Origin of the sequence: Halomonas sp. SIMBA_159, assembly GCF_046536035.1 — a bacterium.
In the GTDB taxonomy this organism is placed as follows: domain Bacteria; phylum Pseudomonadota; class Gammaproteobacteria; order Pseudomonadales; family Halomonadaceae; genus Vreelandella; species Vreelandella venusta_A.
Genome location: NZ_JAWJBT010000024.1, coordinates 53,451 through 65,863, shown reverse-complemented (window position 1 = coordinate 65,863; position 12,413 = coordinate 53,451). Strand labels below are relative to the sequence as shown.

Sequence of the window (12,413 nt, the reverse complement as noted above, 5' to 3'; positions counted from 1 at the left end):
CTGGCTCTGGCTCTGGCTCTGGCTCTGGCTCTGGCTCTGGCTCTGGCTCTGGCTCTGGCTCTGGCTCTGGCTCTGGCACAGCTTCCTGGATCGGAGCGGGCGCAACCTGCTCTTCTGCCACGGCTGGCTGAATCTCTTCTTCGGTCACCGGTTCTGGAGCCGAATCAGCGACGCTTCCAGGCGCGGGCGCGGGCGACTGAGTCTCTTTAACCTCGGCCTGCGCCTCTGCTGGTGTAGAGGCTTCAGGAGCAGGGGTCGCCTCGTCAGCAGGCGTGCCTTCGGGTTCCTCTGGCAGTCCCTGCTGCTCTTGGGCGTCCTGGGGCTCCTGCTGGGAGTCGTGCTTTTTCTTACGTTTGAAAAAACCGAACATAGGTGTCATCCGACTAAATAGGTGAACATTGCGATTATCCTACCACCGCAGACCAAGACTTTGGATAAGTAGCCCGCTACAATCCGCGTTATGAAACGACAACGCTCTTCTCACTCATCTTCTCGCACATCGACGGCTCGGCGTGGGTCTCCTCAACCGCCGGGTAAGCTGCGCATTATCGGTGGCGATTTTCGCCGCCGCATGCTGCCGGTACTCGACCACCCGGGCCTACGCCCGACACCGGATCGTGTGCGTGAAACGCTGTTTAACTGGCTGGGCCAAGCGCTTTACGGCAAGCAGGTACTTGACCTATTTGCCGGTACCGGCGCGCTCGGCATTGAGGCGCTTTCTCGGGGCGCTGCACACGTTACCTTTGTTGAGCGCGACCGGCAGGTCGCCACTCTGATCAGCGACAACCTCGCCACCCTAGGGGCAACGCAAGGCCATGTCGTGACGCGCGATGCACAGGTGTATCTTGCCGAGCCTGGGCAACCGGCCGACGTGGTCTTTCTCGACCCGCCGTTTAACCAGGGCCTGGCAGCGCCGTGCTGCGCCGCGCTGGAAGCAGGCGGTTGGTTAGCCAGTGATGCCATGATCTACCTGGAAACCGAACGTTCGCTTACGCCTACAGTGCCCGCTAACTGGCAATTACACCGCGAAACCCAGGCGGGTGAAAGCATGGCGCGACTCTATCAACGCCTGCCTGCGTAAAGCGCTTGCCGACATCTTACAGCAGCGTTACGCTCGCCCCACTGATTGGCAGATTGATTCGCATTTTTGATGTCCATGAATGACAGGCCACTGCCTGTCACTTGTTACCGGAGGTAGGCATGAGCCTTGAGCTTTTTAATCAGTTAGAACAGAAAGTCACCGACACCGTTGAGGCGTTGGAGATGATGAAGCTGGAAAACGAAGAGCTGCGTAACGAAAACGCCCAGCTAAAGCAGGAGCGTGAAGAGTGGGAGCGTCGTTTACAGGGCGTGCTTAGCAAGTTCGATGGTATGGATGACAGCAGCGCGTCTTAAGCCAACGGCCGCGACATTAATAGTGCATCCTCACGCCCGGTCGTGCCCTTTGCGGCCGGGTAGTAGCCCTTCCGACAACCATCTTCCCCAAACCCCGCCTGACGATACAGATGAATGGCTCGCTGGTTACCGGCGCGCACTTCCAGCAGCAGCCGCTCCGCTTGCCACTGTGATGCCACCATCGCTACATCGTGAAGCAGTCGTTGGCCAATGCCCTGTCCTTGGCAGGCAGGCAGTACGCCAATTGCCTGTAGCTCTGCGTCAAAGGGCAGCTTGGCCACCAGTGCGTAGCCAACAAGCTCCTCCTCCTGCCACGCTCCCAGCACTACCGCATCATCATCCGCCAGTGCCTCATTCAACTGCTGCGGGCTCATACCGCTGCAGGCGACGGCTTCCAGTGCGTGCAACAGCGCTGCGTGATGTGCCTTTAGCCTACCGATCACTCACCGCCCCACTGCTTGCTGAGTGCCGCCAAACGCGGCCATAACGCACGCTTAGCGCTAGCCTGCTGGATAAGCGATGCCAGCCGTGGGCCTTGCCATACCGGCAGCTCAAGGCTGCTGCTTTGCCCGTTTGCCAACGCTACTACTTGAGCCAGCGGGGAATCCTCTGGGGCATCTTCTGCGCCCCACCAGAGCACCTGCTCCAATTGCCAACCCTGGCGACTAGCGGCCCCAGCGATAAACGCGGCCACCCCTTCTTGCGCTTCTTCAAGCGGCTCTTCGGGGGTGAAGGAGGTCGCCATAGGTGGCCATTTAAAATAGGTCACCTTGGGCATGTCGCCCTTATGCACGCCCGCTGCACGCAGTATATTCGCCAGCAGTTGCTGCTCCACCGGTGACATCTCGCCTTCACAAATACTTAACCAGCGCCCGCCGACACACAGGCACGAAAAACTAAAGTTAAGCGGTTTGAGCGGCTCGGCCGCACTTGCGCTGGGTGCAGGCGTCGCACTGACTTCCGGCGGTGGTTCAGCCGCTGGCGCATGACCCAGCAGAGCCCTTACCGCCGACGGCGAAGCAACGGTAGAGCTAGGCTCCGCAACAGGTGCTTGGCTGCGCGGACGCGGCGCAGGGGCATCATCTAATAGCGCATGCAGCCGCTCGCGGGGAGGCGTCTTGGCAGGCGTTTCGTCCCACTCGCATGCCTGCGTAGGGAGTGCGTTGGGTAACTGATAACGGGACGCCCAGGCAGTAATGCCCATGGCATCCAGGTAGTGCCGACGCGCAACTTCGGGTGTCACTGCCCGCCGCCACGACAATTAGGTGAATTCGGCCGCGCAGCGCCTCGCGCCTGCCACTCTTTGGGCGTATAGAGGTGTAGCGCTAGCGCGTGCACGGGGCCCGAGAGCTCATCCGCCAGCAGCGCATAAATTTGCTGGTGGCGCTTAACGGGCATTATGCCGTCGAAGCTGTCGCTAACCAGGGTAACTTTGAAGTGGGTTTCAGAATTCGCCGGCACGTTGTGCATATGGCTTTCGTTTTCGACCTGCAGCACGTCAGGGGCTAAGGCCGCTAACTTCTGCTCTATCTGTGTCTGCATCGTCATGGAAGGCTCCTTCAATCAGCAACTCACTTATTGTACGCCCTTACCGGCCAGCAGACGATGCCCGCCGCTCAACCAGAGCGCGCTGGGCCACGCGAACCCGCGATAGACTTGCCAACAAGGCCAAGAACGTTGTTCCGGCTCCCAGCCACAGGGTAACTTGGATAGGTGCTCCCAACGCGAGGGCAGCACCCACCAGTGCAACCCCAAACGACTGCCCTACCGTACGCGTGGTACTCATCACCCCTGAGACGTTTGCGCTGCGCTCCGGCGGCAGGCTGCCCATCATTTCGCGATTATTCGGCGGCTGGAAAAGGCCAAAGCCAATACCGCACAGCGCCGTGCGCCACAGACTGCCCGCTACTCCCGTACTTTCATCCACCAGCGCCAGCGCCACCAATCCCACAATCAGCAATACCAGCCCCACGCTCGACAGCAAGCTAGGGTTAATACGGTCTGCCAAGCGCCCGGCAAGGGGCCCAATGACCATAATGGCCAGCGGCCACGGGGTGAAGAGCCACGCGGTTTCTAAAGGCGAAAACCCCATCTGCTCTTGGTAAAAGAACGACAGCGCCACAAAGGTTAACCCCTGGCCGATAAACGCCAGCCCTGATGCCGACACCGCCAGCGTAAAGCGCTTCTCAGCAAACACACTCAGCGGTAATAACGGGTAAGGGGCACGACGCTGGCGACGGATAAACAGCCCACACGCGGTCACGGCCAATAGTGCCCAGCCGCCGCTTTGCCAAACGGGCGCGGCGTGCCCGACGGCATCCATGGCGACAAAAAAGCTCGCCAGCATCACCATAGAGTACACCGCGCCCAGCGTATCGAAGCTGCCCTGGCGGGGTGTATCCCGCGGCAGCGCACGGTGAGCTAGCCAAAGAGAGCAAAGCCCTAACGGCACGTTCAGCGCAAACAGCCACGGCCAGTCGGCAAACGAGAGAATCACCCCGCTGAGCGTTGGGCCTGCCGCATAGCCTCCCGCCACCACCAGTGCGCTTAAGCCTAGGGCGCTGCCTAATAGCCTAGAGGGAAAAATAGCCCGATAGAGCGATGGCCCGATAGAGAGCGTCGCTGCCGCCCCCAAGCCCTGTAGCGCGCGAAATACCAGCAGCGTTTCTAGATTGCGTGACAGCGCTGCCCCCAGCGCGGCGAGTACGAAGGTCGCCAAGCCAAATAGGTAAAGCCGCCGACGAGTAATCAGCTCACTCACACCCGCAAAAACCAGCAAAAACGCCGCACACACCACCTGGAATAAGTTAGTAATCCAGACGGCCCGCGAGGCAGACACATTTAGGTCAGCGGCAATCGTAGGCAGGGCGAGGTTGATCATGGTGGTATCCACCACGGCCATGAGCGTACCCGTAACCAGTGCTAAGACAGCGAGCAGGCGCTCTGGCCCTGGCAGGCCATCGTCGCCGGGGCGAGTTTCAAACAGTCGCATGGTGATGAGTTCCTAAACAACACCCTCTGAAACGGCGAAACCGGCCGAAGCCGGTTTCACAATGCGCTTACGCTAAAAATAATAGCACGCTAATCTTGTTCGCTGTCGAGCAGCAACGCGTCGTCCACCTCTGAAATTTCCAGGGCGGTTTCGTCGTCTAGGTCGATGGCTAAGTAGCTGTGTTCAACGCGCAGGAAATCCTGAAACAGTGACCAATCCAGCTTCTCTGGCCACTGGCGCTCATCCTCTTCCCAAGCACGCAGTTCGGTTTCGAGAATTTCAGCGTGGCGGTCACGGACAAACGTTTCCAGCGCCTCAGGGGTATCCATTTCAGGAATGAGGTACACCGTACTTTCACGTTCGACGTCGTCCAGGGTCAGGTCGTCGTCTCCCATGGTGGGTTCGAGCGCATTGATCCAGTCCACGAAGGTCTGGGTCGGCCTGACGCTCAGGGCAGAGCGATTTAGCAGTTTCATTGGATTCTCCTCGCCGTCGAAACGTTGACCATTATGGGCGCTAAGTCGCGCCCTTACCAACTTTTCGTCCGCCACCGCCAAGTTTAGCGTTAATCGACCTCAGGGCGCATCGCAGGGAACAGCAGCACGTCTCGAATAGAGGCACTGTCGGTAAACAGCATCACTAAACGGTCAATACCAATCCCCTCGCCTGCCGTGGGCGGCAAGCCGTACTCCAGTGCGCGCACGTAGTCGGCGTCAAAGTACATCGCTTCTAAGTCGCCGGCGTCTTTTTCCGCTGCCTGCTCACGGAAGCGCTCTGCTTGGTCTTCGGCGTCATTAAGCTCGGAGAAGCCGTTAGCGATCTCGCGACCACCGACGAAGAACTCAAAGCGGTCGGTGACGAAGGGGTTGGCATCGTTACGACGCGCCAGCGGGCTGACTTCTGCCGGATATTCAGTGATGAACGTGGGCTGGTCCAGCTTGTGTTCCGCCACTTCTTCAAAGATCTCGGTTTGAACTTTACCCAGGCCCCAGCTCTCTTTGACCTTGATGCCCAGTTTTTCCGCCGCAGCGCGGGCAGCATCCAGGGTATCCAGGTCGGCATCGGTGATGCCGTCACCGTGCTCAAGAATGGCATTGCGCAGCGTCAGGCGGTTGAAGGACTGGCCAAAGTCGTAGCTTGTCCCTTGGTAGGTAATCAACGTGGTGCCCAACACTTCCTGCGCGGCCGTGCGCAGCATGGCTTCAGTCATGTCTAAAAGGTCACGGTAATCTGCGTAGGCCCAGTAGAACTCCACCATGGTGAACTCGGGGTTATGCCGCGTAGACAGCCCTTCGTTACGGAAGTTACGGTTAATTTCAAACACTTTCTCGAAACCACCCACCACCAGACGCTTCAGGTAAAGCTCCGGCGCAATACGCAGATACATATCAATATCCAGCGCATTGTGATGAGTGATGAACGGGCGTGCCGCCGCGCCGCCGGGAATCGGCTGCAGCATCGGCGTTTCCACTTCCATAAAGCCACGGGCTTCAAAGAAGCGACGCATGGAGCTGATCACCGCGGCACGGGTCTCGAACACCTTACGGGACTGCGGGTTCATGATCAGATCGACGTAGCGCTGGCGGTAGCGCGCTTCTTGGTCGGTCAGGCCATGGAACTTGTCCGGCAGCGGGCGCAGGCTCTTGGTCAGCAGCTGCGCCTCTTCCATCATGACGTACAAGTCGCCTTTACCCGACTTATGCACCGGGCCACGCGCCGCCACGATATCGCCGATATCCCAGCCTTTGATGTCTTCCAGCACGTCTTCCGGCAGCCCTTTTTTGTCTACGTAGAGCTGAATTTGGCCTGCCACGTCCTGGATGACGATAAACGGGCCGCGCTGGCGCATCACGCGCCCCGCTACAGACGCCTGATGCCCTAGCGTTTCCAGCTCGGCTTTCTCTTTCTCACCCAGCAGGTTGTGGAGCTCGACGGTTAAGCTGTCGCGGCGAAAATCATTCGGAAAAGCGCTCTTACCCTGCTCAGCGGCACGCTCACGACGGGCAGTGAGCTTGGCACGGCGCTCGGCAATCAGGTGGTTTTCGTTGTCGAGAGAAGACGCGTCTTGGTTAGCCATCGGGCACCCTATTTATGTTCAAACGCTAAAAAAGATTACAAACCCTGCTTCAGGCTGGCGACGATAAACTGATCCAGATCGCCATCAAGCACCTTGTCGCAGTTGCTGGACTGAACGCCGGTACGCAGATCTTTAATGCGCTGATCGTCCAATACGTAAGAGCGAATTTGGCTACCCCAACCGATATCGGCTTTGGAGTCTTCTGCTTCCTGCTTGGCCGCATTGCGCTTTTGCATTTCAAACTCCCACAGCTTCGCTTTTAACTGCTTCATGGCGAAGTCGCGGTTGGCATGCTGGCTGCGCTGGTTCTGACACGCCACCACAATGCCCGTGGGCTCGTGGGTAATCCGCACGGCAGAGTCAGTGGTGTTAACGTGCTGACCACCGGCACCGCTGGAGCGGTAGGTATCGACGCGCAGATCAGAGGGGTTAATTTCCACCTCAAAGCTATCGTCGATTTCAGGTGACAGAAACACCGATGCAAACGAGGTATGGCGGCGGCCGCCGGAATCAAACGGGCTTTTACGCACTAAGCGATGAACGCCGGTTTCCGTGCGCAGCCAACCAAATGCGTGATCACCCTGAATATGGATGGACGCTGACTTGATACCTGCCACTTCGCCCGCCGAGATTTCGATGATTTCGGCTTTAAACCCATGGCTTTCTGCCCAGCGCAGGTACATACGCAGCAGAATATTGGCCCAATCCTGCGCTTCCGTGCCGCCAGAACCCGATTGAATATCCAGATAAGCGCTGTTCTCATCCATTTCTCCCGAGAACATGCGGCGAAACTCGAGTTTTCCTAGGGCGCTTTGCAGGCCATCCAGCTCTTTACGCACTTCCTCAACGGTGCCTTCGTCCTCTTCCATCTCGGCGAGTTCCAGCAGGTCGCGGCTATCGGCCAGGCCCTGATCTAACTCGTCGATGGTCGCTACAATAGCTTCGAGGGAGGCACGCTCTTTGCCCAATTTCTGGGCATAGTCTGGGTCGTTCCAGACGTTGGGGTCTTCAAGCTCGCGGGAAACTTCTTCTAGCCGATCTTTACGCTCGGCATAGTCAAAGATACCCCCTAAGAACGTCTGTCCGCTCAGACAGGTCCTTGATCTGGTTATGAATCGGGTTGGTTTCCAACATGGATCGCCCTAGCCTTGTTCAGTAAATAGCGGGGTCTCATGCGCGCTAAAACGCGGCTTAAAAGAGACAGGCGCCGCTGAGGTGACTCGCAGCGTGGCGCTTAACACCTTCGCGAGCCACCCCAGCGGCAGAATTCTGGCACGCATTGTAACGAAACCCAGCGCATACCGCATCCACCCAGCCCTTCGTTGCTAACGTAAAAAACCCGGCCGAAGCCGGGTCAGTAGGTCGAAGACCGATCAGTAAGCGCGAGCAGCCGATCAGAACCGATAGGTCAGCTGAGCACCAAAGCCGTGAGCTTGGTTTTTGTAGTCAGCCGAGTAAGTGGCGCCGCCAACGGGCACACCACCGGTCTGGGCACTGGCAAGCAAGTCTTGACGATCTTGCTCAACAAAGGTGCTGCGCTCGGTAAGGTAGGAGTAGGCGAAGTCCAGCGTCAGATCCGGGGTCGGGCTCCAGCCAGCGCCAACAGAGAAGATACGACGCTCATCGGAGGGAATACGTACGCTACGGTCTTGGTCATTGGTGGGAGTAAAATCTAGCGTTACGCCAGCGCGCAGCGCTAACGTCGGCGTTAGCTGATACTCACCGCCAGAGGCAAAGGCCCAGGCATTTGAGTAGTTTTGCTGCTCGTTGGTAATTTCGTTACCTTGGCTACCGATGATTGAGATCTCTTCAAACTGGCTCCAACGCACCCATGATGCGCCGAACATCAGCTTCAGGCGGTCGGTCATTTGTTGAGTTAGCGAGAAGTTAACCGTTTCAGGAGTGGTCAGATCCAGGTTAGCGGTATCCGCACGTACCACGTTGCCCAGCGGGTCTGTGGCTTGGAAGGTGCCTTCCAGTTCGTAATCAACCGCAGAACGATAGGTCAGGCCAAGCGTTGTTTCTGGCACCGGCTGATAAATGACGCCCAGGTTATAGCCCCAGCCATCGTCATCACCCTCTACCCGTGAATCGATGTCACCCGCCGCATTAAAGGCAGCGCTAGTGGGCAGTTGACGACGCAGCTCGCCTTCTACTTGGTTGTACGTGATACCGATACCGGCCGACCACTGATCGTTAAAGCGGTAAGAGACGGTCGGCTGCGCACTCACTACACGAAGCTCGGTGTAATCGCCAAAATAACGGCCCTGGAACGTATCCTCGTACTCGGTTTTAGAACCGAACGGTGCGTAAACGCCAAAACCAAACGCCAGCTGTTCATTGACGGGATGAGCATAGAACGCGAAGGGCACTAAAGTGCCTGGCACCATATCGCCATCGTTCGTTCCAGGAATCGCACCGATAGGCACCTGAGTACCGACGGGGGCACCGCCTTGAGCAACACCGGCATCCAACGTGCGGTTCGCCGTGACATTACTAATATCCGTATCGACGCTTAGGAAAGTACCGCCCGCCGTAATCTGCGCGCGATCGAGGAACGACATACCCGCCGGGTTACCGTACACAATGGTGGCATCGTGCACGTTGGAGCTCCGCCCTGCATGGCCATAGCCTTGCCCACTCACGCTCTGCTCGTTGATTTGATATCCGCCTGCGTTGGCTTGGCTAGCAAAAGCTACTGCTGCTACCGCGGCCACTAGGGTTAGTTTTTTAAAGTTATTATGCATTGTGGGCCTCTCTCCCGATGATCCGGCGGACTGTGCCATCCACCCGCGTTGTTCCTACACTTCAGTTTTCGCCCAATGTAGGGTTTGGTTCAAGGGTAAACGAGCGTTTTATTTTGTTTTTTACTTATACATTAGTCGCACGGCCGTTTTAAATCAGTGTTTTAGTCATTCCGACTGATACTGTCACGCACGCTTGACCTATGGGTAACCCAAGGGTTTTACACTATTTTAAACAACATAAATGGCGGCCCAGGAGAAAAACAGTGCTGAACGACTTAAAAGTGGGCGAACTTGCCAAACGTGGCAACGTGACTGCTGAGACTGTTCGCCACTACACAAGAGAAGGACTGCTCTCGCCCACACGCCACCCTGATAATGGCTACCAACTTTTTTCATCCACCGACCTGGAGCGGCTGCACTTTATTCAGCGGGCGCGAAAGCTGGGGTTTAGCGTGGCGGAAATCCGCGACATTCTCGCCCATGCCGACCAAGGCGATTCCCCCTGCCCGCTAGTGCGCGACCTGCTCGCTCATCGGCTGCCGCAAATACGCGCACGCATTGCCGAACTCGAAGCGCTTGCCCAGCGAATGGAGCAAGCACTGGAGAGTTGGCAAGACATGCCCGATGGCACCCCCGATGGCCACAGCCTGTGCCGCTTAATCGAAAGTTTTCCTGAGGAGGCCCCATGCAGCGCAACACCGAGCAAGCCCTCATGCTAAAACGCACCGTGCCGGGCATGAACTGCCAGGGCTGCGTCAAGCGCATGCGTGAGGCCATTCAAGCCCAGGACCCGGCCGCCCAAGTGGAAGGGTTTCCTGCAGAAAAGCGTCTGGAAGTGACCAGTTTCCTCGACGATCAAGCGCTGGATAGTGCGCTCAACGAAGCGGGCTACCCGCCCAGCAACGACGCGAGTGACGCAGCATACACAGACGCACCTGAACCCGCTGAATTGCAGAGCGCTCCCGTGGATGCGCCCCAACTGCGTCTGCTGATTAGCGGCATGACCTGCGCGGGCTGTGTAAAAAGCGTCGAAAAAGCGCTGTCCCATACCCCTGGTGTGAACAGTGCCTCGGTGAATTTTGGCACCCACACCGCACAAGTCACTGGCAGTGCTACTCAGGAAGCGCTAATGGCGGCCGTTGCTGAGGCGGGCTATCGCGCCGAACCGATTGTGGATATGCGCGAAGCCGAGCGCACGCGCGAGGCGCAAGAGGCCGTTACCTACCGCCAGCGCCTCAAGGGCAGCGTGCTGTCGCTCTCCCTCGCCATTCCGCTGATGCTGAGTATGTTCTTCTATCACCCACACCCTATGGGCGTCGGCCGCCTGTACTGGCTGGTGATTGGCCTGTTGACGCTCGCTATTTTGGCCTTTCCCGGGCGGCACTTTTTCACCAACGCCTGGAAACAGCTCAAACATCATCAGGCCAATATGGACACCCTGGTGGCGATGGGCACCGGCACCGCCTGGCTCTACTCGATGATGGTGGTGCTCTTCGCCCCCTGGCTGCCGGAGGTGGCTCAGGGCATCTATTTTGAAGCGTCGGCCATGGTGGTGGGGCTTATTTTGCTGGGCAACGCCATGGAGCTACGCGCCCGAGGCCGCACCAGCAGCGCCCTTAAACGCCTGCTCGACCTACAAGAAAAAACTGCCCGAGTGATACGCAACGGGGTTGAGCAAGAGATTGCGGTGGACGAGGTAGCGCTGGATGACCATATCCGCGTACGCCCCGGTGAACGGCTGCCGGTGGATGGCGTAGTGCTCGACGGCCAGAGCTATATCGATGAGTCGATGCTCACCGGCGAACCCGTGCCGGTGCACAAAACAGCGGATGAAGAGGTAAGCGCAGGCACGGTGAATGGCAGCGGCAGCTTGGTGTACCGCGCCACCCGCATCGGCCGCGATACCCGTTTGGGGCGCATTACCGAGCAGGTGGCCAGCGCACAAAACTCCCGCCCGCCAATTGGCGAGCTGGCCGATAAAATCTCCGGCGTGTTCGTGCCCGCCGTGATGATCATTGCAGTGCTGACGGCGCTGGCCTGGTACAACCTGGGGCCTGCTCCGGTGGTCATTCACATGCTGGTGACCGCGACCACCGTGCTGATTATCGCCTGCCCCTGCGCGCTGGGCTTGGCCACCCCGATCTCTACCATGATTGGTGTGGGCAAAGCCGCCGAGCATGGCGTGCTGGTGCGCAGCGGCGAAGCGCTGCAAACCGCGAGCCGTCTGACCACCCTGGTGGTGGACAAGACCGGCACGCTGACCGAAGGAAAGCCGCGTGTCACTGAGGCAACGGTGCTGCATAACGATAGCACCCAAGTACTGGCCTGGGTGGCCGCCCTAGAGAGCCGCTCGGAGCATCCGCTGGCCAAAGCGCTGACGGCCTACGCTGAGGAGCACAACGCTCAACCAAGCGCACTCAGCACCTTTGAAAGCGTGACCGGTGGCGGGGTGAAAGGCACTAGCGCCGACAATGTGCTGCTGCTAGGTAATGCACGGCTACTGGATGAGTCTGGCGTCGACCTTTCCCCAGCAAACGAGAGCATTCGCCAGCTGGAAGCCAAGGCGCGCTCGCTGGTTTATTTAGCGGTGAATGGCCAGCTGGCCGCCCTCTTCGGCGTTAGCGACCCGCTGCGCAAAGATGCCGCCGCCGCCGTGAAGCGCTTGCAGGATGACGGATTAACCGTGGTGATGTTGACGGGCGATAACGAACATACCGCCGCTGCGGTGGCCCGTGAGGTCGGCATTAGCGAGTTCAAGGCAGGTATGACGCCCGACGACAAGCACGCCGAGATTGAGCGCCGCCAAGCGGCAGGCGAAGTGGTCGGCATGGTGGGCGACGGTATTAACGACGCCCCCGCACTGGCCCGGGCCAACGTGGGTTTTGCCATCGGACAGGGCACCGATATCGCCATGGAGAGCGCCGGTATGACGCTGATGCGCGGCTCGCTGCACGGCGTGGCCACAGCGATTGAGCTTAGCCGGGCCACGCTGACCAACATTAAACAGAACCTGATCGGCGCGTTTGGTTATAACGTGCTGTGCATCCCAATTGCCGCTGGCGTGCTCTACCCCCTTACCGGCATGCTGTTGTCACCCATTATTGCGGGCGCTGCCATGTCGCTCTCTTCGATTACCGTGGTCAGCAACGCCAACCGCCTGCGGTTATGGAAGCCCAGCCAACAGGAGGCCGTATGAGCGTAG

12 protein-coding genes and 1 pseudogene are annotated in these 12,413 nt (G+C 58.6%); 4 read left to right on the top strand and 9 right to left on the bottom strand.

The annotated features are described in order from the left end of the window. Positions 1-370 (bottom strand): annotated as a pseudogene (locus R0J87_RS15485) (signal recognition particle-docking protein FtsY); the annotation flags it as partial. Positions 371-460: 90 nt separating this feature from the next. Between R0J87_RS15485 and rsmD the strand changes: the two are divergent. Together rsmD and R0J87_RS15475 are read left to right on the top strand one after the other, a co-directional pair. Continuing rightward, the gene (rsmD, locus tag R0J87_RS15480; protein WP_498887247.1) at positions 461-1,081 is read left to right on the top strand and encodes a 16S rRNA (guanine(966)-N(2))-methyltransferase RsmD; all 621 of its coding nucleotides are present in this window, start codon (positions 461-463) and stop codon (positions 1,079-1,081) included. Between the two features lie 119 nt (positions 1,082-1,200). Next, the gene (locus R0J87_RS15475; protein ID WP_159340955.1) at positions 1,201-1,395 is read left to right on the top strand and encodes a cell division protein ZapB; all 195 of its coding nucleotides are present in this window, start codon (positions 1,201-1,203) and stop codon (positions 1,393-1,395) included. Here R0J87_RS15475 and rimI read toward each other — a convergent pair. The 8 genes from rimI to R0J87_RS15435 all read right to left on the bottom strand — a co-directional run bounded on the left by rimI (position 1,392) and on the right by R0J87_RS15435 (position 9,211). Next, the gene (gene rimI / locus R0J87_RS15470) at positions 1,392-1,838 is read right to left on the bottom strand and encodes a ribosomal protein S18-alanine N-acetyltransferase (protein WP_498887245.1); all 447 of its coding nucleotides are present in this window, start codon (positions 1,836-1,838) and stop codon (positions 1,392-1,394) included. The two genes, R0J87_RS15475 and rimI, sit on opposite strands and share 4 nt — an antisense overlap. Next, a complete protein-coding gene (locus R0J87_RS15465) occupies positions 1,835-2,638 on the bottom strand; it encodes a hypothetical protein (protein WP_498887243.1) in 804 nt (267 codons plus the stop codon). The genes rimI and R0J87_RS15465 overlap by 4 nt, the downstream gene beginning before the upstream one ends. After that, positions 2,635-2,943 (bottom strand): BolA family protein, encoded by a 309-nt coding sequence (locus R0J87_RS15460; RefSeq protein WP_498887241.1) that lies wholly within the window; start codon positions 2,941-2,943, stop codon positions 2,635-2,637. The genes R0J87_RS15465 and R0J87_RS15460 overlap by 4 nt, the downstream gene beginning before the upstream one ends. A gap of 40 nt (positions 2,944-2,983) precedes the next feature. Continuing rightward, positions 2,984-4,387 (bottom strand): MFS transporter, encoded by a 1,404-nt coding sequence (locus R0J87_RS15455; RefSeq protein WP_188637524.1) that lies wholly within the window; start codon positions 4,385-4,387, stop codon positions 2,984-2,986. Positions 4,388-4,476: 89 nt separating this feature from the next. Continuing rightward, the gene (locus R0J87_RS15450) at positions 4,477-4,863 is read right to left on the bottom strand and encodes a hypothetical protein (protein WP_498887238.1); all 387 of its coding nucleotides are present in this window, start codon (positions 4,861-4,863) and stop codon (positions 4,477-4,479) included. A gap of 89 nt (positions 4,864-4,952) precedes the next feature. Continuing rightward, positions 4,953-6,464: a lysine--tRNA ligase gene (lysS, locus tag R0J87_RS15445; RefSeq protein WP_498887236.1), complete on the bottom strand. Its 1,512-nt coding sequence runs from the start codon at positions 6,462-6,464 to the stop codon at positions 4,953-4,955. Between the two features lie 35 nt (positions 6,465-6,499). Continuing rightward, positions 6,500-7,598, bottom strand: a protein-coding gene (prfB, locus tag R0J87_RS15440; RefSeq protein ID WP_498887234.1) for a peptide chain release factor 2 whose coding sequence is annotated in 2 segments (ribosomal slippage) — positions 6,500-7,522 and positions 7,524-7,598 — 1,098 coding nt in all. Because the reading frame shifts where the segments join, the coding sequence is not laid out codon by codon here. Between the two features lie 260 nt (positions 7,599-7,858). After that, positions 7,859-9,211 carry an OmpP1/FadL family transporter gene (locus tag R0J87_RS15435; protein WP_498887232.1) on the bottom strand — a complete coding sequence of 451 codons (1,353 nt, stop codon included), beginning with the start codon at positions 9,209-9,211 and terminating at the stop codon, positions 7,859-7,861. Between the two features lie 266 nt (positions 9,212-9,477). Here R0J87_RS15435 and R0J87_RS15430 point away from each other — a divergent pair, with 266 nt between their 5' ends. Both R0J87_RS15430 and R0J87_RS15425 read left to right on the top strand, forming a co-directional pair. Then, the gene (locus R0J87_RS15430) at positions 9,478-9,930 is read left to right on the top strand and encodes a MerR family transcriptional regulator (RefSeq protein ID WP_404345969.1); all 453 of its coding nucleotides are present in this window, start codon (positions 9,478-9,480) and stop codon (positions 9,928-9,930) included. Beyond that, on the top strand, positions 9,897-12,407 hold the full coding sequence (locus R0J87_RS15425; protein ID WP_498887230.1) for a heavy metal translocating P-type ATPase: 2,511 nt from the start codon (positions 9,897-9,899) through the stop codon (positions 12,405-12,407). The genes R0J87_RS15430 and R0J87_RS15425 overlap by 34 nt, the downstream gene beginning before the upstream one ends. Positions 12,408-12,413 lie beyond the last annotated feature (6 nt).